This window comes from uncultured Photobacterium sp. (assembly GCF_947502415.1).
GTDB lineage: Bacteria > Pseudomonadota > Gammaproteobacteria > Enterobacterales > Vibrionaceae > Photobacterium.
This window is the reverse complement of the sequence record NZ_CANMZV010000001.1, coordinates 219,673-241,181: the sequence shown is the minus strand read 5'-3', so window position 1 is coordinate 241,181 and position 21,509 is coordinate 219,673. Positions and strand designations below refer to the sequence as shown.

Here is a 21,509-nt window from a genome sequence, read left to right as displayed (position 1 = left end):
CCGGTAACGGCAATATCCTCTATTAAACTATTATTACAAAGCAACACTTACTACCCGAAAAACTAAACTGATGAAGGAACAGTCCTTGATTACAAGCCGCGTTCTCATTTATCTCAACCTACTTTTCCCCAGGCCCTCACTTCTTTTGTGGGCAAGTACCTTCGTATTATTTGCAGACAACGCTTACGCTAACATTGAACCAACAGGAACTATCAACTGGGCTGAAATGTTCATGGGGCTATTGGGCGGCCTGGCACTGTTTCTCTTTGGCATGGATCAAATGTCCGATGCATTAAAATCAGCCCTTGGCGATCAAATGAAGGGATTACTGGCAAGGTTAACACGAAGCCGGTTTACCGGGGCTTTAACCGGCGCGTTTGTCACCGCGGTTGTTCAGTCATCCTCAATAACTACGGTATTGGTCGTAGGCTTCGTATCAGCCGGCATGATGAACATGGCTCAGTCCATTGGTATTATCATGGGGGCAAATGTCGGTACCACTATCACCGCCCAGATTGTCGCATTCAAAATAGAAGAAATTGCACTTTGGATGATCGCCTTCGGCTTTCTCATGCTTTTTACCGCCAAACAAGATCGCATCAAGCACTATGGCAGTATGCTCATGGGGCTAGGAATGATCTTTTTCGGTATGGGGCTGATGGGTGATGCAATGTACCCGCTACGTAGCTACGAACCTTTTATCGGCCTTATGAATAAAATGGTTCAGCCCTTACTCGCCATACTGATCGGCGCTCTCTTTACCGCACTCGTTCAATCCTCGTCTGCTACAACGGCTATTGTGATCACAATGGCAGGCCAGGGATTAATCAGCCTTGAAGCTGGAATTCTGCTGGCTTTCGGTTCTAATATCGGTACATGCATCACAGCCCAGCTGGCCGCCATCGGCAAATCAAGAGAAGCATTACGAGCTGCATGTGTGCATCTGCTTTTCAACGTGGGCGGTGTGCTTATCTGGCTACCCTTTGTCTCATTTCTCTCTCTCTGGGTTGTCAATATCTCCCCCTCTCACCCGGAGCTGGAAGGAGCAACTCGGCTGGCCGCTGAGGTGCCGCGCCAGATTGCCAATGCCCATACCCTGTTCAACGTTATCAATACTCTTATATTCATTGGCTTTACTAACTACATGGCAAAGCTTGTTATTTGGTTAATACCACATAAAAAACACACACAAAAAAAAATCATCAGCCCTAAATATCTGGATGACTCGCTCATCGAAACGCCTTCTCTTGCCCTACAGCGAGTCCAGCTGGAAATTGCCCGGATGGGCGAAATTGTCCATCGCATGTTAATTGAATTTCGGATAGGTACTTTAAATCAGGATCGTAACAAGCTTGAGAAGGTCCGAGAAATGGACGATCAGGTTGATGTCCTTGAAAGTGATGTATTACGTTATCTTGGTGCTATAAGGCAGCAAAGCCTTACAGAGCAGGAAAGCGCATATATTGAACAAGCCATGATCACCGCCGATGAATTCGAAAGTATCGGTGATGTGATTGAATATGATCTGACCAACCTCGCCTACCGAGCACTAGACGATAATATTCAGGTCAGTGACACAATGAGACACCTCCATTCAAAGCTTGGCGAAAAGCTCATTGACGCAATCGTCGCTACAATTCAGGCCATAAAGGAAGATGACCAAAATGCAGCGAATGAAGTGCTTAACATGCAACCTGATATTGACCACCTAATAAAGCAAGCCATTGATATTCAAAGTAAAGATTTAGCAAAAATAAGTGCAAACCAAATTGATGCCGTGCGTATGGAAATGACAATCCTCGAGAGTTTCAAACGGATTTATACTTTCCTAAAACGTATCGCCAGAAAAGTCGTTCCGCCAGAAATTAGAGACTAAAAGCAGTCCATCACCTCTTGCTATGAAGCGCAGACATTTCATTCAAAAATACATTTATTTAGAACTCTAACAACCACGATTATAGTGAAGAGCAACAACCTCGCTGACAACCTTTAGACCACAAATGGAAAACCAGAAGAAAACAATACAAACAAGAATAAACGCCAGTCAAAAATAGCCGTAAATCACATATTTCTAGCTTTTGTCATCATATCTGTTATTATTTCGCACATAAAATTCATTCGTACACTAATCTTTTCTATCTAATTGACTCAAAGGGCGAGACAAAGCCGAACGAAATATATTTAGTGTACTAATTAACTTGAGAGGGACAATGGCGCAAGTTAAGGATAAGTACAGTATCGAAAACACTGACTATACAGTCGGTCAGGACAACATCCAGAAATGGGGATTTGATGTTCATAACCCAGTCTTTGGTATTAGTGCAGGACTAACAATACTCTTCATCGTTGCGGTTCTCGCCGCAGATCCATCAACCGCTAAATCAGTACTTGACGGTATCAAATGGAAAATAATTGATAGCTTCGACGGTTTGATCATGTGGTCTGGCAATATCTTTTTGATCTTCAGCCTAATTTTAATCGCCTCACCATTTGGAAAAATTCGCATCGGCGGTGCTGATGCCAAACCGGAACATTCTAATGCTTCCTGGTTTGCAATGCTGTTTGCAGCCGGGATGGGTATCGGGCTCATGTTCTGGGGCGTAGCAGAGCCAGTCGCTTACTTTACTGGTTGGTACGAAACGCCGCTAGGTGTAGAACCAAATACTCCGGAAGCAGCCAAACTTGCTTTAGGTGCAACAATGTTCCACTGGGGACTTCACCCATGGTCAATGTACGCTGTGGTCGCACTTTCTCTTGCCTTTTTTGCCTTCAACAAAGGCCTGCCACTTTCAATGCGTTCCATCTTTTATCCTATCTTAGGTGATCGCACATGGGGTTGGTTTGGCCATGTCATTGATATTATGACTGTTATAGCAACACTCTTTGGCCTTGCCACTTCACTTGGACTCGGAGTACAACAGGCAGCAAGTGGTATTACACATGTCTTCGGCTTTGATTCGGGAATTGGCCTGCAAATTGGCGTCATTATTTTTGTTACCAGTTTAGCTGTAATCTCTGTTGTCCGCGGTATTGATGGCGGTGTAAAACTCCTGAGTAATACGAACCTACTTGTTGCTTTCGCTCTGCTGTTATTCATGACTTTAGTCGGTTTCGCTATTGCACTTGATTCAATACCAACCGCACTGATGGGCTACATTGAAAATATCATTCCGCTAAGTAATCCTCATGGCCGCGAAGATGAAGCCTGGATGCACGGCTGGACTGTATTCTACTGGGCTTGGTGGATTTCATGGTCACCATGTGTAGGTATGTTTATTGCCCGAGTGTCAAAAGGCCGTACAGTACGTGAATTCATTTGTGCAGTCGTCTTTATCCCTACGCTTATTACACTGGTTTGGATGTCAGTATTTGGTGGTATAGCAATCGATCAGGTCGTTAATCAGGTTGGTGAGCTCGGGGCAAATGGTTTGAATGACATCACACTGGCTCTATTTTACGTGTATGAAACATTACCATTAAGTACTCTGCTTTCTGTTATTTCGATTATTCTGATTATGATCTTCTTTATTACATCATCAGATTCGGCATCACTTGTTATCGACAGCATCACTGCTGGAGGAAAAGTCGATGCTCCTGTTCCCCAGCGTATTTTCTGGGCAACGATTGAGGGGGCTATTGCGGCAGTATTGTTATGGGTTGGCGGTAAAGAAGCGATTCAGGCGCTACAAGCAGGTGCTATCTCCACTGCCCTGCCATTCTGTATCATCTTACTGACAATGTGCGTAAGCCTAGTCATGGGTATGCGGACAGAAATGGTTCATTACAAAGTAGCTACTAATAATTAAGCTCCTACCCTAATAGCCGAACAAAACTCCATCTCAAATGGTGGAGTTTTTTTTTATTACTATTCGAATGAATAGCAACCGCCCTGCAGAGATCCAAACGAATTTACATTTTTCTTGAATTAATCATCAGAAAAGTCGTCCCGCCGAAAGTTCGGGGTAATCAATAAAAACGGCAGACATAACCAACTGAAATCAATGCAACCCTCAACTTCCCACTAGTGGGAGCTATATTCAAGCTATACTTTCACATCAGATATTTTTCATACAGGATCACCCAATGATGATCCTACCCAACTAAGCATTACAAGTCTGTAAGGGGCTAGATGTGCTACATTACCTGTCGGAATGGCATCATTACGTTTATGGCATCCTCACCTTCATCTTTATAGGCGCATATGTGCTCCACTTTCTTCCACAAGGAAAACTTGGTCGGCTAAAAGGAATTCTTGAAACCGAGACTATTCTGATGCTGGTTCTTATCTTTGTTGCCGTAATAGCCGCACGTGTAGAACACACTGGAAAAATGGCTAACAAGCGCTGGGAACAGGCCACCGCGCTCTTCAGAAGAGAAGGGTTTCAAGAATTCAAAACAATCACCTCGACAGAACAAATATTCCGCGAATTAAGCGATGCTCTATCCCATACAAAAAAAGAGATATGGGCTACTGGTTTTCGCCCTGATACCCCGAAAATTCTCACGAACTATTCCAGTGCTGCTGCAGGATGGTATGAAGACCTTGACCAATGGGCAAATGCACAATCAGGACGAACTTACTTACGGCTTGTCGGATTAAATAATGAAGCAACCTATGAATGGTTTCAGGAAGAATGTACGAAGCAGTTAAATATTAGTAACCGACAATTTAAAGGGCTCGAATGGGACGAAAAAGTGCCTTTTATCAACATGATAATTTTTGACAATGACGAAGTTTTCTTAATGTTTCGCTCAGATCCAGCACTGATTGAACAAACAATTCGCTACCGTATCAGAGGAGCCGAAATGACTAAATTAGCAAGAGAATGGTTTCAAGCCATGTGGGAAATTGCACAAGATTGCAATAAGGAAAAAAGCGGGTAAGGTTTCCCCTACCCGCAGCGATTACTTAAGTTCTATTTTCTAAAAGCTACTTTTGCTCGTTCTGCAAATGCTGTAGCAACTGATACGCATCAACAACACCACCGGTTGCTGATAAGTCAGAGAATGGAACCATCACATCTGGTGTCGCCGGGTTGCGAACCATATGACCTTCATAAGTTCTTACCGTATCAAGGATTGCCTTCTTCAGCTCATGTCCATTCAAATCAGGGAAATATGTTAAAGCAAGGGCAGCAACACCTGAAACAACCGGAGAAGCCATACTTGTACCACTAAATGCTTTATATTCATCACCCGGAGTTGTTGACATGATCTTATAACCAGGTGCGAATAAATCTACGCTATCTTTACCGAAGTTAGTAAAGCTGGCTGCCATCTTCTGGTCTTTATAATTTGCCGAAGCGCCAATATCCAGCCAAGTGCCAATACGTTCACCCGGATAGTAAAGAGAGAAACGGTTTGGATAGCTTGGCTTAATGTCGTTATCAGTATGGCTGTTACCAGCAGAGTGAACTAACAATACACCACGTCGAGATGCATAGCGGAAGGCTTCATCAACAACATCTTTATAAGGTGAGTATGCCTTACCAAAGCTCATATTGATGATTTTCGCGCCATTATCAACCGCATAACGCACTGCATTTGCGACATCTTTATCTCGCTCATCACCATTAGAAACAACACGCAGCGCCATGATCTTCACATTATCGGCCACACCACGAACGCCCAATTGATTTGAACGATCTGCAGCAATAATCCCGGCCACATGCGTACCGTGCGATGCATCCGGGCCAATAACGTCGTTATTACCATAGGTAAATTCCCATGGGTTATATGGCTGATCTTTTACAATCTCTGCACGTGGATCATAATAAAGGTTATAGTGGTACTTAACCGCTGAACTATAGCGATCCATCATAGAGTTCATATATTCAAATGAACGCCAAGTTGATAATGTATTCACTAAGAAATCAACAGCTTGAATTACTTCAGGATCATCACTGCTGATCTGCTCAATCGCAGCCAATGAGAAATCTGTCTGACCAAGTTTATTCTCCAATACTGCTTTACTTACCTGAGCCTCATCATAAAGCGCCTTAAAGCCCTGGTACTTACTCATTGCAGCTTCGGATAACGTCAGATATTCCTTCTCTATCCCTTCAAAATATGTTTTTTCCTCAGGGGTTAACCAAACACCAAACTCTTTATAAGCTAGGTAACGCTTATATTCACGAGTTACCGCAAGCGTATCATAAGCAACATGAGAACCATCACGACCACCAATGAAGTTCCAGCCATGGACATCATCTACATAACCGTTAAAGTCGTCATCGAATCCATTGTTTGGGATCTCATAAGGGTTTTCCCAGATTTTTCCCTGAAGATCTTCATGGTGAATATCTACACCTGAATCAATAACAGCAACAACGACAGGTTCATTACTTGGCTGTAACGTAATATTGTCGTAGACACGATCTACGCTTGAACCTTCAATGCCATCCATCTCAGGATCTAAATTGAACCAATCGCCTTCAAGTTGGCTAGAAACACTATCAAAGCTTCTCTTAAAACGAGTTTGAACTTGTGGAGCTTGTTCTACCTGTTCAATAATAGTCCCTTTAACTGTCGTTAGTTCTTCAAAGGGAACAGGTTGAACAACATCAATCGCTGCCAATGCTGGTGATGAAATTGCGGCCATTACGGCACCAGAAATTGCCGAAAGATAAAACTGTCTGGCTTTCATTATATTTTCCTTTATATAACGGTTCTTTATTAGCAATAAGCAAGTAAGTATTGATAAACAATCAAACACACCCCTCTCCTCTGGGCAGGCATCTATCAATACAAGGCTGCTTGACTAAGCTATTGTTCTTATTTGCAATTTAAAGCGAGACAGACATTAACATTCTGAAGATTGATGTAAAACAGGCACATATCACACTTAGTTATAACTAATTTTTATCTTTTTTATTCAAACCACATAGACTCAGCAATAGAGATTTTTGAGTTAAAACAAATAACTATATTAAAAAATCCGCTGAAATACTCTAAATTCACCCACGGCATACTCCTATTGCGCATAGCATCACACTTTTAATTGCACTAGATCTGAATTTGTTCCAAATAGGATATATATCCATTTGGTTATTTAACCATAATCAATTAACTAATATTACAATCATTTTATGGAACAATGATCACAGCCAAAACAAACCGACCTATTGATAAAAAACATTTTAAGATTTCAATTTATAAAATCATGCTGGATGCTAAGGAATAGGAATCCCCACAAAAACCCTTTACTGTTCAATAAGTAGACACGCACCCTGCCTTCTGATCTAGAGAAACCTATAGTTTTGCGGTTGAGCCGCTTTAATCGTGTTCTCAATGTAAGATTCTGCCGTTCTATACGTTGGGTAAATAACTTCCCAGTAATGTGCTTTTCTAGTGGTGGGTTTGATGAATAAACTCTGAAGTCGCAATCGATCGAATTTTGAATATCACAGGGGCATTAATTTCATAAAAATCCCTTAAAAATCAATATCGATTATAATTTCCTCCTGCAGCTTAAAATTTATCTGTTGACGCCATAATCGTTTGTTATGGCTAAATTTCAAACGGTTAGCTTAATTTGGCACGCTAGCGCCTAACAAATTTTCACCTCTGCCGTAAACCTGGACATCATACGCCACTTAAGACTTATGCATAAGATTTAGAAGCACTTTTTTGTTGTGTTAATTCAGACTGAGGATATTCAGTTAATATAGGAAGGAGGTTTTAACGATGCTGCATTTCGAAGGAAAAGTAGACGACCGCAAAAAGAAGAAATCATCTACCCATTAGTGCTAAGTAAAGCCGTTACATATTTTCAGTACGTTCATTAATGCATTCGTACGAACCCATTTCAAATTCGCGGCAAATCCAAGGCCGATTTTCGTAGATTGTACACATCAAGGTTTCGCGATCTAAAGCTGAACACCAACCATCATCTAAACGTGCCATGACTTCACCACCCCACGCGTCAGTTACAATATGTTCTTCTGGCACACCAGTATCAGTAATAATCATAACTTCTAAACGACAACAGCAGGCTTGGCAGTTGGTACATGTGACTTCAGGCTCTGGTAGATTTGTTACTTCAATGGTCATAGATAACTACATTATGCTCAATTACCAACATAGTACTCTAAATCGACCATTTTCACGAAACTCATTTGAACCTATACACTTGGTAGCCATAACGCCGGGCATAAGATGCGCCACTATAAACTCACCAAGCCCGCTAAACTCCAAACAAAAACGGCCGAGTGTAGCAAGTCACCTTGATGCCTTGTATGGATAAATATCACTTTATAGTCAAACCATTGCACATTAAAACCAAATAACACAATAGTGATGAACTATGAACGAGTCTAACGGCGTTGCACCATATTACTGACAAACATACTATAACGTTACCAGAAGGGGCCAAACAACCAGGATAAAAGGTGATTTAGGTCCCTCTGGCTAATCTTGATATGGAGCATTAGCGATATAAATCTGGAGCTTTAGAAATAAAATAGCTGTTCTTGGCTTACACCATCTTCATCAAAAGTAATTAAGCCAGCCCCTACAATTTCACCTACTTGCCACTTACACCAAGCCTTGTCGCCATCAACCATGACATTAGAGATCTCCATTTTATCGCCAAATTTTCTGAGCTCAGCAATATATCTAGGCAAATCATCTGTTTCATAGACAGAACCATTTTTATCGAGAAGCTTATATTCGGCCGTTACATTAGCAGCAATGACGTTAGCATCTAAGCTTCCAAACCCACTTGCATAATCACCTAACTTATCTTCTGCCGACATATTGTTGTCCTCTTATTGTCATAGATAAAGCTGACACCCAATTGCATTATAGTAGTTTGCTGCAATAGCTACAGCTATCTACCCAGAGCCATACCAAAACCGCCGAATGTAATGCATTACCTTGATGGCTTGTCAGCCGTGTGCCAAAGTGACACAACAATTGCTAATCAGTAACGACCATGCCATACTTTGAATGTGCCACTTTGACACTCAATGGAGGTTTGTATGGCTGCTTCACTACCACGTATCACTGCCCGTGTTGACATTGATACTCAAGAATTACTATCTCAAGCCGCTGCTATCGCTGGCATGTCTAGTATTAACTCATTTGTTCTTAGTGCCGCTGTTGAAAAGGCGAAACAAATTATGGAACGAGAACGAGAACTTAAACTAAGTCAACTAGATGCCATGATGCTCATGGATGCGCTTGACGAACCAGCTAAACCTAATGCGCGACTGCAACAGGCGGCAGCTCGTTACAAGGACAAAACGCAATAATGAAGACGGTACAATTAGACAAAGCTAAGCATGACCGTCATCGTTTTGATTGTGGTATTGATGCCCTAAACAATTATTTGAAAATCATGGCGAGTCAACAAGCCAAGAAAGATAACACCCGTACATTTGTGCTTGAAGATGTAGACTGTACCGAGCATGTTGTCGGCTATTACACGCTTACTATGACACCAATTGACTTAACATCACTATCAGCGAAACTACAAAAGAAGCATCATAATGCCAGCTCTGGCGGATTAATCGCAAGGCTTGCAGTTGATGAACGATACAAAGGTAATGGCTATGGCGAATGGTTGCTTATTGATGCACTTCGAAAATTGCTGATGGCCAGTGAAACTGTAGCATTCCCTGTTGTTATCGTTGACGCTAAAGATGGTGCAGAATACTTCTACGAAAAATATGGATTCACTGCATTTCAAGATGCTGAAAACAAACTGTTTATCACGATTGCAGATGTAAGAGTGAGCATTGGCGCTAAAGATATCGCCTTTAGCGGCTAACGCCTGCCACTAAGGAATCCCCCACAAAAACCCTTTACTGTTCAATAAGTAGACACGCACCCTGCCTTCGGATCTAATAGATTCACCACAAAAACAAAAGAATGAAGACAAGATGCATTATATTCAAATATTACACGAGTAGCTTGATAAGCAATGTCCCTACATTCATAAAAAGCGACTTCAATCACTGATGGATGCAGTACAGGCACTACTTAACGAAGATACACTGACGCTGACTTCGCTTGGCCGGGCGCTCTTGTCAAAAGCAAAGCATTGTATTAAGCGCATTAATCGTTTATTAGGTAACACCCACTTGCACCGTGACAGACTCGATATTTATCGTTGGCATTACCATCAAATATGCTCAGTCAACCCTCAGCCTATTGTGCTTATTGACTGGGTCGATGTCCGTGAATATGAACGCCTAATGGTACTCAGAGCTTCCAAGACTCTAGACGGCCGTTCGGTGTGTAGTGATCAAACATTCCCTTTTAGCGAATACAACTCACCGCGAAGTCATCACCAATTTCTCAATCGTTTTACCTTCTCACGTCATGCCTATTTTGGTGACCGCTGCCGGTGGGGATCCTCCAGTGCTGGATGTTTTTACATAGAACACATAAAAAAGGTTCATTGCGGATTAGCGTGAACCATAAAAAAGGCTATAGTTCAATTCACAGCCTTAATTTACGGTAAAACCGCGGCGAAATTTAAAATTTATAAGATATACTAATATAAAAAGAGTCGAGGCTAAAATCATATGTCTCATAGAACTTGTATTTACCAATACTCGTGTGACTCTCTTCTTTATCTTCAATATAGAAATAATCTGCCTCATACCCCGCGCGAAGACTCAAACCATTTAACGCAGGTGGTGTGTATTCAAGACCTAATCCATAGCGAAAACCAAAATAGTTTTCTTTATCTAGTACTTTATTCGACTCATTCAAATCTATATACGAAAAACCAAGAAGAGCAAATGGACGCAACCCATTATCAAAAGTATAACCAGTATTGGCAGAGAAAGACAAAGTCTCAGGTGACCAAGTGTACTTTGTTTTATGTTGCTTCAAAGGATTAGTAATATCAATATCACCATAATTTGTATATTGCGCTTCTAAGGCAATAATGCGAGTGATCTGATAGCCAGTAATCAATTTAAATGCATTACCATCGTCATTAACAGTACGTACATCGTTACGTTCATCAAACATACTATCATGGTCATTCAGGCCACTTGAACCAACACCGGCGCCGACATAAAAGCCACGAATCTCATTAGCTTGAGACGATGAGGCAACAAAAATCCCACAAAGAATAGTGACAAGAGTGAACAGTTTCATAATTATTTTATTGTACTGACTTTTAAAATCAGCGCGAAGTATATATAAGCAAATCACCGAAAACAATAGAACGGCGTACAATACCCACAGATCTAATTTATTTCACGAAACTATTCACAACGAAATGAATCGAAGTTCTCCAACTGCGCGCAGCAAATCACGCTTGAAACACCACTTACGACATAACTTGGCACAAATATCTCAATAGACAATTCAAGCACACAACCTAAGGGTTAATTATGACCGATATTTTAAAAACAACATCTGAGTCACAGTTTTATGCAACTCGTAAGTATAAAATAAAACACACATATACTATAGTAAGTCATTTATTTATCTATAAAACATACTGTCATTTTTAACGCTGTTAAAGACAACACAGCTCAGGAAGCAGGCTCAATGAAGTTTCAGCGTGGTTTTTCATTAATTGAACTAGTTGTCGTTGTTGTTCTGCTTGGTGTTCTTTCTGTAACCGCAGCACCAAGATTCCTTAATGTACAAGATGATGCCAGAGCATCTACCTTTCATAGTCTAAAAGGTTCATTCTCTACTGCTGTCACCCTATTTAACAGCAAATGGCTGATAGATGGCGAACCAAACCCCAACACCATAGAAGACCGTAACGGTTTATGGGGATATAAGATCTATAACCTTCATTACAATAAATACGGTTATCCTAGAATCATCGCAGATATACAGGAATGTGAAACTATTCTGGTAAACCTGCTTCCCGATTCAAGCCTTAACAGAGACGATTACACGGTTAATAAAACAGGTGAATATCAAGGTGATAACAAAACCGGTAACGTATGTAGCTACGAATTTATCTCCGCCCCCTTCAACCTCAGCTATCATGAAATCAGTGGTAAGGTCGAGTTAACTAAGCGCAAAAAAGCCAATTAAATCCCTGCACGCCCAACTAATCATATAAATACCAGCCATCTGTCTAAATTGTGAACTGAACTCTTAGAGACTCAGATAAATTCAACTACATTTTATATAGTTATTTAGACTGAGGATCATGTATGAAAAGGATAATTATATGTTCCGATGGTACATGGAACCGCCCAGAACAATTTGGTGAAGACGACTACCCAACCAATGTTTTGAAATTTGCTCGCGGTATTCGTCCTACAGATACAACCGGAGTCGGCCAAATCGTTTTTTACGATTGGGGCATAGGCTCCTATCACGATAAATTTACCGGAGGAGGCATTGGCAAAGGATTAGAAAAAAACATCATGGATGCGTATCGTTTTCTAGTTCACAACTATGAACCTGGCGATGAAATCTATCTTTTGGGCTTTAGCCGTGGAGCATACACCGTACGAAGCCTGTCCGGGATGATCAACAACTGCAGCATCCTAAAAAGTACTAACGGCAACCGAATTGAAGAAGCTTTTGAGCTTTATAAAAACAAGGATAACAAGCCACAAAGCCCCTACTCTGTCAGTTGGCGACAAAACTACGCCATCGAAGATAAAGTTAAAATTCATTTTATCGGCGTCTGGGATACTGTCGGAGCCATGGGACTGCCGTTCAGCATATTTAGTGATATTGACGATATACACCTGTTCTATGACCGGAAATTAGGCAGTAATATTGTCAAAGCACGCCATGCACTGTCACTGGATGAGCAAAGGGATGATTTTAAGCCCACGATCTGGGAACCCAAAACAGGAATCGATCTAGAACAAGTCTGGTTTGCCGGTGTTCACTGTGATGTCGGAGGCAGCTATAAACCCGATGCCGACGGTACTGTCTTGTCGGACATCCCCATGCGCTGGCTGTTGGTAGAAGCAGAAAAAAGTGGACTTGAGTTTGATCCCGCCTTAAAACCGATTAAAACCAATCCTTTTTCCAGCCAACATAACGAGTACAAGAAAAAATACTTGCTTCTTGGCAAACATGTCCGGGAAATACCCGATCAAAATCATATTCCTACCTGGGTACATCGTAGTGTTCAAGAACGATACGATGGCCGGTACACCAGCAAACCCATCGAGTCTTATATCCACAAATACGGTGAATGGCCACCGATTTGGGACAAATAAGTTATTTACCTAATAACAGAGCAGGTTCGCCCTGCTCTCTGTTTGCACTTTTGTACTAAAATAGCTAAGTAAATACTCTACTTTTTGAGTATTATCTCAGTTTTTCAGCTACCGCTCACTTACATTATGTGTTAGGCAACACATAATGTTTGGAGCATATGATTATGTATCAAGATAATTTTGTTAATGCGATTCAGCATAGAAAAAAAGTCCGTTTAACTTATATATCGAAAGATAACGGTGTGGTAACAACAAAAATCTGTGCACCAATAGACTTTGGCCCCAAACGTCTCGCGCAAAATCAATCTGATCGATACCACCTTTGGGATTTTGAAGGCGAACAACGACATCACATCCTTTCATTGCTACCTGAAAGCATCGTGAAAATGGAAGTATTACCGGAAATTTTTTTACCAGAAGATTTTGTTGTCTGGCCAACTAATTGGTTCGTTAAACGTGATTGGGGCGAATACAGCTAAATTGACGAGTATTGATCACGTCCTATAGTTAATAAGGAGGTTAACATACAGACAACGGAGGGAAGGAAATATGACCGCTCAAATTTCATACTCCAAGCTTGAAAAAAACTACACTCCTGATTTTCGAAACCGAATCAACATGGCCAGAAACACCAACGATGTTTACGATGTTTTCTGTCACACCATTGCGTCCATGTTTAATGAAATCACTGAAACACATAAATTCAGGGAGAACGATATCGACTTCTATCCCGAACGGGAGTGTCACTACGAGTTAGGAACTAATTTGAAGCGCGACCCCGCCGTTCTTGAATGCCTGCATACTTCAGATCTTGGCCGGATCATCGATGATATGGCTCAAACAGCAACAAACAGACATACCCATTTAATGAAACACCCGGAGAAAACCAACTCGAAAATAATGCGTCATTAGGTGAATGGTTGACGATCAACTGTGATTCAGGCACTTATTTGTTATAAGTAAGCGCCTGATTTTATTATGTTTAAACCAGAGTTACACCACCTTGAATAAGTAAGTGTACAGATAGCACTGACAAGTAAAGACACTCAAATACTTATGCTAATTGGTATTACATCAGGGGGTCATTGCATCACTGGTTGAATCCACAACATCATGAATAAACTCTGAGATATCCTCGCGGTTCAGCCAATGCGGTTTTAACCTAAAACTTTCCCAATCGGATAATGACTCCCAGGTTTCGCTCAACGGCGGGCTGTGAACAGCAAGAATGCCGATCAATATAAATTGTAATGCACTGATTAACGGATTTCGGTTCGAACACAACTTAAGTGCCGAGCCGAAGGACATTTTAATTTTTCGATTAGCTAAATCAACGCTGTAAACTTCATCAAGCAGTAAGTGAACCAACCCGCCACCAAACAGAAACAGGCCTGACAACCAACTTGATATCTCGCTGTAACCGAGAAGATAGACCAAATACATCAGCGCCAGCGCAGATAAGGCGATAAAAGCCAGTGAGTGGCAACAACCGCGATGAACGGTGATCTTCTCCAACAATGATTTGAAGTTATAACGTATCGTAAAGTAACAGAAAGAGGCATAGACAATCAGCTCTAACATAGAAACTGCACGATAAATATGCCCGACAAAACTAAAAGTCAGCAGACCACCAAACAACCTGAAAAGCGCACTCATTGATGTGGAGTTGTCCGAATCAATATCCGGTAACAACCCTCCCATGGTACCGACAAACATCAGCCACAAGGCGGTGATCGGGGCAATATGCCCCGCTGAAAGCAATGCGGTAGCCGCCAAACTACTGGTTAGCGCGGCTGATCCAAGATGCATTTTGAAATTAGCCACAAATATTCACACTGAACAAGACCGTTTTAACTATTTTCAGTTTTAGCTATTTTCAGCTTTAACTATTCCAGCATAGTGCTGCCGTAAAACAGTCATTGCCTCTTTAACTGGATAAATAAACAGCATTATGTATCAATTCTTTGTGACATCAATAAAAATCAATAATTTCCCACAATTATAACGTTAAGTGAATATAATTTAGTCACAATTGACCAACCACTGACAGGTCATACCAGACTGAACAATAATCTGATGCAATCAGAACGCTCTCAGCTGTTTAAAAACAATCCAACCACCAAAGCCCGATAACGAGTTTGCTATCAAAAGTTTAAGTTATTGAACTGCGGCCCGGCGCAGAAAATCGAGCCGCTGCTGTTCCTCCGGACTCGGTATATAAGGCTCCTGACTCAGAGAAGCCGTATCAAAAGGGTCCAGCCTAATGACATCCTGCTCGCTTACGCCGAAGCTCGCCTTTTCACCGGGAAACCCCGACATCTTTTCAATCACCCAATTACGAAGCTGATACTGACCGTCTGTTCCGCCCAATACACTAGAGTGAGCTTTGAGCTCAAAAATTCCTTCCCCTTCCGTTAAACGGGACTTGCCATTCAGGGCTGCAATCACCTTACCGTCGTTAGTAAACAAATTTACCCGGATACGGTAAATTCCTGCCTGTTTTACATCTACCTCCAGAGGTATCACCATATCTGCTCCCTGTGACACTGGTGTCTCAGCTGACAGCAGATAAGCAGCAGGAATAAAGAAGTTAAAGTCAGTCAGTAAAATATCACTGCCCGCTTCAAAATCGACCGTCGCTTTCACTCTCACTTCCTGAGGCCAACCCTCATCAGGCACTACAGTGACAAGTTTTTCTCCTGTCTGCTTAGAAGCCAGCACCTGCTTAGTCGTCGGCTCATAAAACTCGAACTTAATATTGCTGACAGCCAGCTTTGTATTCAGTGTGACAGTTACCGGCTCCGGGTAAAAAAATCGAAATTTGTCCAATGACAAAGATGCTGTACTGTTCCCCCCTAAGACAGGTACCTCGACAGCATTAAAGAGATTTGGCTGAAGGTAGCTCAAGCTGTTTTCGGTAATAGGCTGTGAATAAGGCGGGTATTTCACTTCTTCAGCGTAAGAGTTCGATATCGCCGCAAGCTGTTCACTGACAGCTTCAAGCTCAAGTTTTTTTTCTGGGTCAACAGGCTTTTCCTTGCTTTCTGATAGCTGTGATTTATCACCATACACAACAAACCGTGCTGCAAGTGATGTATTGTCTTCTTGCTGTAACGGTGTTGAAGCCGTGTCAACAATCATCTGTGGCTGAGAGCTGGTGCCTTCATTACTGTCCAGATACCAGTAAGACACAGCCGCACTTGATAGCATTACAATTGCAATTGACCGCGTGATTGTTTTTTGATTAGTCATACAGTTTCTAATGGATTGAACACACCAAGGCCAGGAAGAAAAGCACTCCCTGACCAGCCAATAAAACAATGAATTACTGAAGCAAGCCTGCAGCCAACTGCGACATCGTCTGGCTGTCTGAACCATCAACATAGCGGTAATAGTTACCTGTCAGCCAGTATTTCTCATCCGTTGTACTTACTGCCAATTTTGTACCGTCGGCTAATAAAGCCAGTTGGTTCGCAGCCGTCACCTGACCGCTATGGGTAGTCTTAATCAAACCACTGTGACTGTAGCTATCCCCCATCAGTAACGGGAAGTGATCCGGCATAAAATCGCTGACACCCTGAGTCTGCGTACCGAGCTTGCCATCATAATCAACACTGACAGAGCAGCTGCTGAAACTTCCAACACTGCTGGCACCGCAGGAAGAATGGCTGGCAACCACACCATCATCATGGCCCGGCAGAAATCCACCGGTCAGTTTGAAATAATCTGAGCCATCACCAGTAAAGCGGATCCGTGGAATACGACCATCCGGTATCGGGGCGAGCTGGCGAGCATTGGCAACCTTAAGGTCGTTTAACACACCTGTATTATCACTGTTAGGGATTTCGCCAAGCCACAGTTTGATTGCCGATTTCAGCACTGAGTTCATCCACCCACTGCCTTCAGCTACATTCACCGCCAAATCACCCAGCTCTGAACCGCCACCGGCACCGGCGAAATCAAACGTAGCCACAATTTTTAATGGTTCCATACCCGCATTTTCAAGCCAGTTTGTCTGATTATCCAGAACATATCTTGCAACAAGATCGCCGGTAGAATGGGTAACAAAGATACAACCGTTGGCACATGTCTTATTGCGAGATAATTCCTGCAATTTTGGCCAGATATAGTCAGTCGAAATTTTTCCGGCTATACGCTCCTGAGATGGCCAGTCAATCCTACCATCTGCTTTTGCCAGCCAAAAATCACGCCAGTAATCTGCACCATTTTGCTCAACCGATTTACTATCCGGTTTTGTCTGAAGCTGGCCGGGTTGAAATCCATGGATCAATATTATTGGATGTTCGCCAATTGCTGCATTTGCAGAAAATGATAAAGCCGCTAACGCAGTAACAATTCCCTTAGTTAGTAATTTCATTTTTGTTATTTCCGTTGTTATTGGACAAAAAAAGAGTAGAAGCTCTAACCATTTCAGACAAATAAGAAATAACGTTATGTTTGAGATCTTATGAAAAGATCACATTATCAATATCATTAATGAGTATTCAGTTATTCTCGAATGAAAAATAACTTCTTTTAATTTCACGTAGTAAATGCTGAATCACATTTTCAACGTTATTAATAACAAGCCTTCCTGCAGGACTCTTGGCGATGACAATCACTATTCTGCCCTGACGATTACACCTCCACCACGGTTAGACACCCGCCTAATATATTTTATTAACAACCTTCAAAGTAAAAGGAAATATTTTTTCGTTTAGATCACATCCTTAAAGGAAATAATTGCTCGACAAGCTGAAATCTACCAATCTAATAACAACAAACACAATAATTAAAATACCGCTAGGTTGATAACATGGACAGGACACGACTCTGGGTGCAAGCCTTACTGGAAGCAGGCCAGACAGAAGATGAACTGAACAAAGTGCTCAAACAAATCGGCGATCACCTGGGAGCAGACCTGAGCCTGTTTTTCTGGGGAAGCCCTCCCCGTTCGGGGAAATTCTGGACGCTGCGACATGGTATTGAAGAAGGCGACTACCAGTTCTATTTACGCCACAGCAACGATGATGCTTATTTAAAACACTACCTCAGCCATGCCTTATCCGGCCAAATGGTATTACTACAGGAAATGCTGCCGTTAAAGCAAATCCATGACGGCTGGTTCCGCGAAGAAATGCTGCCACGCCTTGGTATTCGCCACTCGATCAGCGGCTTATACCCTATTGCTCCCGGTCAAATGCTGGCAATTACCTTCCACCGCTATCATCAGCCATTCAACCATAAAAGCAAACGGCTGATGCAGCAGCTGCTTGACCAACTGATTCCCTGGTGCCAATTTTTCATCGCCCGCGACAAGCTTGAAAACCTGTACGGCTCAGCACCTGTAAGCAGAAGCATAATGAAACTACCGGAAATCCTGACTCAAGCTGAACACCATGTCGTCTCCCTACTAGCCCAGGGTTATGACGGCAGTGAAGTAACTGAAATGCGGGGCGTATCCAAAGAAACAACCAAGTCGCAAATCAAAAGCATCCTACGCAAAACCGACTGCCGTCATCAGAACCAACTTCTGCATAAGATTTACAGCGGTGATTAACTTACAACGCAAATCCTTCAATCAGCTTCTAACGAGCTGAATATAAAAGCATCCCCTTACCAATCAAGGTATACTTATCACCATTAGGCCCACTTATCATTTGCCCCAAAACGGATCTTGTAATGGAAGCAGAACAGCTTGAAATTCTTGGTTTTATTAGCCAATACCCACCCTTTGATTCTTTACCGGAGGAAACGCAGCAACATGTTGCGTTGCAAATCGAAGTCTCTTATTACCGGGCCGGTACTATGATTCTGAACTTTGGTGATGAAATCCGAGACCTTTTTCTGATACGAAGTGGTGCAGTTGAAATATACCGACGTAAAGGTGAACTCTACAACCGTATTGATAAAGGTGCATTATTCGGTCAGATGGGTCTACTGATGAACAATCGCGTTCGTATGCCTGCCAAAGCCATCGAAGATACCTTGGTTTACTGTATCCCAGAAGACGTGTTCAATAACCTTTACGATGAATTTGATTCCTTCGCTGACTTTGTTGAAGTAGAAGAAAGCACGCGTTTAAGGAATGTGGTTTCCAACCAGACAGATGCCAACGATCTTACAACCTCCAAAGTCCGCACCCTGCTAACCAGGGATCCGCTGATGATCGCTCGTGATGAATCTATTCAGGTTGCCGCTCAAACCATGGCAGAGGACAGCAGTTCATGCCTGCTGGTTGTCGACCCTGAAGCCCATACTGATGACGAAGACGGTGACCATCTTGTCGGTATTATTACTGACCGCGACTTATGTACCCGAGTTCTGGCCTGTGGTATTGATGTCTCGGCACCAGTATCTGAAGTGATGACAAATGAAGTCATTTCCCTTGACTATAACGCCTACGTTTTCGAAGCCATGCTTACTATGCTGCGTTATAACGTCCATCACTTGCCTGTCCTTCGAAACAGACGCCCGATTGGCATCATCGGCCTTACAGATATCGTGCGTTATGAATCTCAAAGTAGCTTGTTGCTGGTAAGCGCAATCTTCCAGCAACAGACAGTAGAAGACCTAAAGGCCCTATCAGAACAAGTTAAAGACTGCTTTGTCCGTATGGTTAATGAAGATGCCAACTCACACATGGTCGGCAGTGCAATGTCTGTTATCGGCCGCAGCTTCAAACAACGTCTGGCTGAGTTGGCAGAAGAAGAACTTGGTCCACCACCTATCCCGTACTGCCTTCTTGCTATGGGCTCTATGGCTCGGGATGAACAACTGATTGTGACCGATCAAGATAATGCCCTGATTCTCGATAATAGCTATGACGAAAGCAAACACGGCGATTATTTTTCTAAACTTGCTAATTTTGTTTGTGACGGGCTAGCCGCATGTGGTTACAGCTATTGCCAAGGTGAGATTATGGCGACCAATCCGGAATGGCGCAAAACCCGCCAACAATGGGAAGAATGTTTTGCCGACTGGATCGATAACCCAAAACCTCAAGCCCTTCTTAACAGCTCAATCTTCTTTGACTTGGATGGAGTCTGGGGACGTGAAAAATGGGCTGAACAACTTAACAGTTTTATTTTGCGTCGCGCCCGTAAGAACAACCGCTTCCTAGCCTGCCTGGCACGCAACGCTATTCGCCGCACACCACCACTGGGCTTTTTCAAAGACTTCGTGATGGAAAAAGACGGACAACACAACAACTCAATCAATTTGAAACGCAGAGGTACAGCTCCGCTAGCGGATTTGATCCGTGTACACGCCCTTGCTGTTGGCTCTCGCTCCCAAAACTCATTCGAACGTCTCGACGATATTATCGAAGCCGGAATCCTGCCGAAAGGTCGAGGTCAGGACCTACGTGATGCGATGGAGTTTATCTACATGGTTCGCATCCGCCACCAGGCTTTGGATGTTGAAGCCGGTATCGAAGCGGACAACAGTATCGAACCGGAGAACATGTCTGACTTCGAGCGCAGAAACCTGAAGGCAGCATTCCAGATCCTTAGTAATGCTCAGAACTTCATTAAGTTCCGCTATCAGGGCAATAGACGCTAATGAACAACAAAAGCAGTAAAACCCAATCACTGATTAATACCCGTAGTACGCCGGATTGGTCAACCTTCTATACCACACTGGCTGGTAATGCCAAAGATGCGCGATTAAAACATTACTACAGCACAGAGATTGTTAGCGGCGATACCCCATTGAAAGATGTCGAATTTGTTGCTCTCGACTTTGAGACCACCGGGTTGGATCCAAAGAAAGATGAAATTATCAGTATCGGGTTGGTACCGTTCAACCTTCATCGTATCCGTTGTCGTGAGTCGGCACATTGGGTCGTTAACCCGCATCGTCCATTAAAAGAAGAATCCGTGGTTATTCACGGGATCACGGATTCTGACGTCAGCGAAGCACCTGATTTACTCAGGATTCTGGAAGAAGTTCTGGGTGCTCTGGCGGGCAAAATTGTCGTGGTCCACTACCAGAGAATCGAACGCGAGTTCATGGACAGAGCACTCAAGACAAGAATAAATGAAGGTATCCGCTTCCCGGTTATTGATACGCTTGCCATTGAGTCCGCAATACAGCAGCGCCTCTATGGCGGTTTTTTGAATCGGCTAAAAGGTAATAAACCGGGCTCAGTCCGCTTAGGTAAAGCTCGGCAGCGATATGGTCTGCCAGCTTACCAACCACACCATGCACTGACAGATGCCTTGGCGACAGCAGAATTATTACAAGCACAGATAGCCTATTACTTTTCACCGGATACACCTTTATCGGAAATCTGGCAGTAATACCAATTAGCATAAAAAAACGCCGCTGATTACAGCG

At 42.6% G+C, this 21,509-nt stretch carries 20 protein-coding genes and 1 pseudogene; 13 read left to right on the top strand and 8 right to left on the bottom strand.

Translation table 11 applies throughout. The features are described 5' to 3' along the window. Nucleotides 1-85: 85 nt before the first annotated feature. The 3 genes from Q0852_RS01070 (at nucleotide 86) to Q0852_RS01060 (ending at nucleotide 4,884) form a co-directional block, all read left to right on the top strand. A complete protein-coding gene (locus Q0852_RS01070) occupies nucleotides 86-1,876 on the top strand; it encodes a Na/Pi cotransporter family protein (RefSeq protein ID WP_299013058.1) in 1,791 nt (596 codons plus the stop codon). Nucleotides 1,877-2,210: 334 nt separating this feature from the next. Beyond that, nucleotides 2,211-3,806: a BCCT family transporter gene (locus Q0852_RS01065; protein WP_299013057.1), complete on the top strand. Its 1,596-nt coding sequence runs from the start codon at nucleotides 2,211-2,213 to the stop codon at nucleotides 3,804-3,806. 325 nt (nucleotides 3,807-4,131) lie between these two features. Next, nucleotides 4,132-4,884 carry a hypothetical protein gene (locus tag Q0852_RS01060; protein ID WP_299013056.1) on the top strand — a complete coding sequence of 251 codons (753 nt, stop codon included), beginning with the start codon at nucleotides 4,132-4,134 and terminating at the stop codon, nucleotides 4,882-4,884. Nucleotides 4,885-4,930: 46 nt separating this feature from the next. Here the strand turns inward: Q0852_RS01060 and Q0852_RS01055 are convergent, their stop codons facing one another. The 4 genes from Q0852_RS01055 to Q0852_RS01040 all read right to left on the bottom strand — a co-directional run bounded on the left by Q0852_RS01055 (nucleotide 4,931) and on the right by Q0852_RS01040 (nucleotide 8,756). Beyond that, complete coding sequence (locus tag Q0852_RS01055; RefSeq protein ID WP_299013055.1) at nucleotides 4,931-6,646, bottom strand: S8 family peptidase; 1,716 nt, start codon at nucleotides 6,644-6,646, stop codon at nucleotides 4,931-4,933. Nucleotides 6,647-7,147: 501 nt separating this feature from the next. Continuing rightward, entirely contained in the window at nucleotides 7,148-7,402 is a 255-nt protein-coding gene (locus Q0852_RS01050; protein ID WP_299013434.1) for an IS1 family transposase, read from the bottom strand. A gap of 359 nt (nucleotides 7,403-7,761) precedes the next feature. Next, nucleotides 7,762-8,052 (bottom strand): YkgJ family cysteine cluster protein, encoded by a 291-nt coding sequence (locus Q0852_RS01045; RefSeq protein ID WP_299013053.1) that lies wholly within the window; start codon nucleotides 8,050-8,052, stop codon nucleotides 7,762-7,764. Nucleotides 8,053-8,450: 398 nt separating this feature from the next. Further along, a complete protein-coding gene (locus Q0852_RS01040; protein WP_299013052.1) occupies nucleotides 8,451-8,756 on the bottom strand; it encodes a hypothetical protein in 306 nt (101 codons plus the stop codon). A 225-nt stretch (nucleotides 8,757-8,981) separates the two neighbouring features. Between Q0852_RS01040 and Q0852_RS01035 the strand changes: the two genes are divergently transcribed. The 3 genes and pseudogenes from Q0852_RS01035 to Q0852_RS01025 form a co-directional block, all read left to right on the top strand. Continuing rightward, complete coding sequence (locus tag Q0852_RS01035; RefSeq protein ID WP_299013051.1) at nucleotides 8,982-9,254, top strand: DUF1778 domain-containing protein; 273 nt, start codon at nucleotides 8,982-8,984, stop codon at nucleotides 9,252-9,254. Then, on the top strand, nucleotides 9,251-9,772 hold the full coding sequence (locus Q0852_RS01030) for a GNAT family N-acetyltransferase (protein WP_299013433.1): 522 nt from the start codon (nucleotides 9,251-9,253) through the stop codon (nucleotides 9,770-9,772). Before Q0852_RS01035 ends, Q0852_RS01030 begins: the two co-directional genes overlap by 4 nt. Before the next feature lie 163 nt (nucleotides 9,773-9,935). Continuing rightward, nucleotides 9,936-10,353 (top strand): annotated as a pseudogene (locus Q0852_RS01025) (IS4 family transposase); the annotation flags it as partial. Nucleotides 10,354-10,482: 129 nt separating this feature from the next. Here the strand turns inward: Q0852_RS01025 and Q0852_RS01020 are convergent. After that, entirely contained in the window at nucleotides 10,483-11,115 is a 633-nt protein-coding gene (locus Q0852_RS01020) for a porin family protein (RefSeq protein WP_299013049.1), read from the bottom strand. Nucleotides 11,116-11,514: 399 nt separating this feature from the next. Here Q0852_RS01020 and Q0852_RS01015 point away from each other — a divergent pair, with 399 nt between their 5' ends. From Q0852_RS01015 to Q0852_RS01000, 4 genes are all read left to right on the top strand, one after another. Then, nucleotides 11,515-12,018: a prepilin-type N-terminal cleavage/methylation domain-containing protein gene (locus Q0852_RS01015; RefSeq protein WP_299013048.1), complete on the top strand. Its 504-nt coding sequence runs from the start codon at nucleotides 11,515-11,517 to the stop codon at nucleotides 12,016-12,018. A gap of 122 nt (nucleotides 12,019-12,140) precedes the next feature. Next, a complete protein-coding gene (locus tag Q0852_RS01010; protein WP_299013046.1) occupies nucleotides 12,141-13,169 on the top strand; it encodes a DUF2235 domain-containing protein in 1,029 nt (342 codons plus the stop codon). A 164-nt stretch (nucleotides 13,170-13,333) separates the two neighbouring features. Then, the gene (locus Q0852_RS01005) at nucleotides 13,334-13,648 is read left to right on the top strand and encodes a hypothetical protein (protein ID WP_299013045.1); all 315 of its coding nucleotides are present in this window, start codon (nucleotides 13,334-13,336) and stop codon (nucleotides 13,646-13,648) included. 70 nt (nucleotides 13,649-13,718) lie between these two features. Next, entirely contained in the window at nucleotides 13,719-14,081 is a 363-nt protein-coding gene (locus Q0852_RS01000) for a hypothetical protein (protein ID WP_299013044.1), read from the top strand. Between the two features lie 162 nt (nucleotides 14,082-14,243). Here the strand turns inward: Q0852_RS01000 and Q0852_RS00995 are convergent, their stop codons facing one another. The 3 genes from Q0852_RS00995 to Q0852_RS00985 form a co-directional block, all read right to left on the bottom strand. After that, nucleotides 14,244-14,978, bottom strand: a complete 735-nt coding sequence (locus Q0852_RS00995) for a metal-dependent hydrolase (protein ID WP_299013043.1) — start codon at nucleotides 14,976-14,978, stop codon at nucleotides 14,244-14,246. Nucleotides 14,979-15,326: 348 nt separating this feature from the next. Further along, nucleotides 15,327-16,421 carry a hypothetical protein gene (locus Q0852_RS00990; protein WP_299013041.1) on the bottom strand — a complete coding sequence of 365 codons (1,095 nt, stop codon included), beginning with the start codon at nucleotides 16,419-16,421 and terminating at the stop codon, nucleotides 15,327-15,329. A 73-nt stretch (nucleotides 16,422-16,494) separates the two neighbouring features. Continuing rightward, the gene (locus tag Q0852_RS00985; protein ID WP_299013040.1) at nucleotides 16,495-17,547 is read right to left on the bottom strand and encodes a hypothetical protein; all 1,053 of its coding nucleotides are present in this window, start codon (nucleotides 17,545-17,547) and stop codon (nucleotides 16,495-16,497) included. A 438-nt stretch (nucleotides 17,548-17,985) separates the two neighbouring features. On the opposite strand from Q0852_RS00985, the gene Q0852_RS00980 reads away from it, so the two are divergent. From Q0852_RS00980 to Q0852_RS00970, 3 genes are all read left to right on the top strand, one after another. Then, nucleotides 17,986-18,729: a helix-turn-helix transcriptional regulator gene (locus Q0852_RS00980; RefSeq protein WP_299013038.1), complete on the top strand. Its 744-nt coding sequence runs from the start codon at nucleotides 17,986-17,988 to the stop codon at nucleotides 18,727-18,729. 122 nt (nucleotides 18,730-18,851) lie between these two features. Next, entirely contained in the window at nucleotides 18,852-20,732 is a 1,881-nt protein-coding gene (locus Q0852_RS00975; protein WP_299013037.1) for a DUF294 nucleotidyltransferase-like domain-containing protein, read from the top strand. After that, the gene (locus Q0852_RS00970) at nucleotides 20,732-21,472 is read left to right on the top strand and encodes a 3'-5' exonuclease (RefSeq protein ID WP_299013036.1); all 741 of its coding nucleotides are present in this window, start codon (nucleotides 20,732-20,734) and stop codon (nucleotides 21,470-21,472) included. The genes Q0852_RS00975 and Q0852_RS00970 overlap by 1 nt, the downstream gene beginning before the upstream one ends. The last annotated feature ends 37 nt before the right edge of the window (nucleotides 21,473-21,509 follow it).

Bases quoted from the DNA above. Each gene is read 5' to 3' on its own strand.
- Q0852_RS01035 (WP_299013051.1), top strand. From the start codon at position 8,982: ATGGCTGCTTCACTACCACGTATCACTGCCCGTGTTGACATTGATACT.
- Q0852_RS00975 (WP_299013037.1), top strand. From the start codon at position 18,852: ATGGAAGCAGAACAGCTTGAAATTCTTGGTTTTATTAGCCAATACCCA.
- Q0852_RS00995 (WP_299013043.1), bottom strand. From the start codon at position 14,978: ATGCATCTTGGATCAGCCGCGCTAACCAGTAGTTTGGCGGCTACCGCA.
- Q0852_RS00980 (WP_299013038.1), top strand. From the start codon at position 17,986: ATGGACAGGACACGACTCTGGGTGCAAGCCTTACTGGAAGCAGGCCAG.
- Q0852_RS01010 (WP_299013046.1), top strand. From the start codon at position 12,141: ATGAAAAGGATAATTATATGTTCCGATGGTACATGGAACCGCCCAGAA.
- Q0852_RS00970 (WP_299013036.1), top strand. From the start codon at position 20,732: ATGAACAACAAAAGCAGTAAAACCCAATCACTGATTAATACCCGTAGT.
- Q0852_RS01020 (WP_299013049.1), bottom strand. From the start codon at position 11,115: ATGAAACTGTTCACTCTTGTCACTATTCTTTGTGGGATTTTTGTTGCC.
- Q0852_RS01040 (WP_299013052.1), bottom strand. From the start codon at position 8,756: ATGTCGGCAGAAGATAAGTTAGGTGATTATGCAAGTGGGTTTGGAAGC.
- Q0852_RS01005 (WP_299013045.1), top strand. From the start codon at position 13,334: ATGTATCAAGATAATTTTGTTAATGCGATTCAGCATAGAAAAAAAGTC.
- Q0852_RS01015 (WP_299013048.1), top strand. From the start codon at position 11,515: ATGAAGTTTCAGCGTGGTTTTTCATTAATTGAACTAGTTGTCGTTGTT.
- Q0852_RS01065 (WP_299013057.1), top strand. From the start codon at position 2,211: ATGGCGCAAGTTAAGGATAAGTACAGTATCGAAAACACTGACTATACA.
- Q0852_RS00990 (WP_299013041.1), bottom strand. From the start codon at position 16,421: ATGACTAATCAAAAAACAATCACGCGGTCAATTGCAATTGTAATGCTA.
- Q0852_RS01000 (WP_299013044.1), top strand. From the start codon at position 13,719: ATGACCGCTCAAATTTCATACTCCAAGCTTGAAAAAAACTACACTCCT.
- Q0852_RS01045 (WP_299013053.1), bottom strand. From the start codon at position 8,052: ATGACCATTGAAGTAACAAATCTACCAGAGCCTGAAGTCACATGTACC.
- Q0852_RS01055 (WP_299013055.1), bottom strand. From the start codon at position 6,646: ATGAAAGCCAGACAGTTTTATCTTTCGGCAATTTCTGGTGCCGTAATG.
- Q0852_RS00985 (WP_299013040.1), bottom strand. From the start codon at position 17,547: ATGAAATTACTAACTAAGGGAATTGTTACTGCGTTAGCGGCTTTATCA.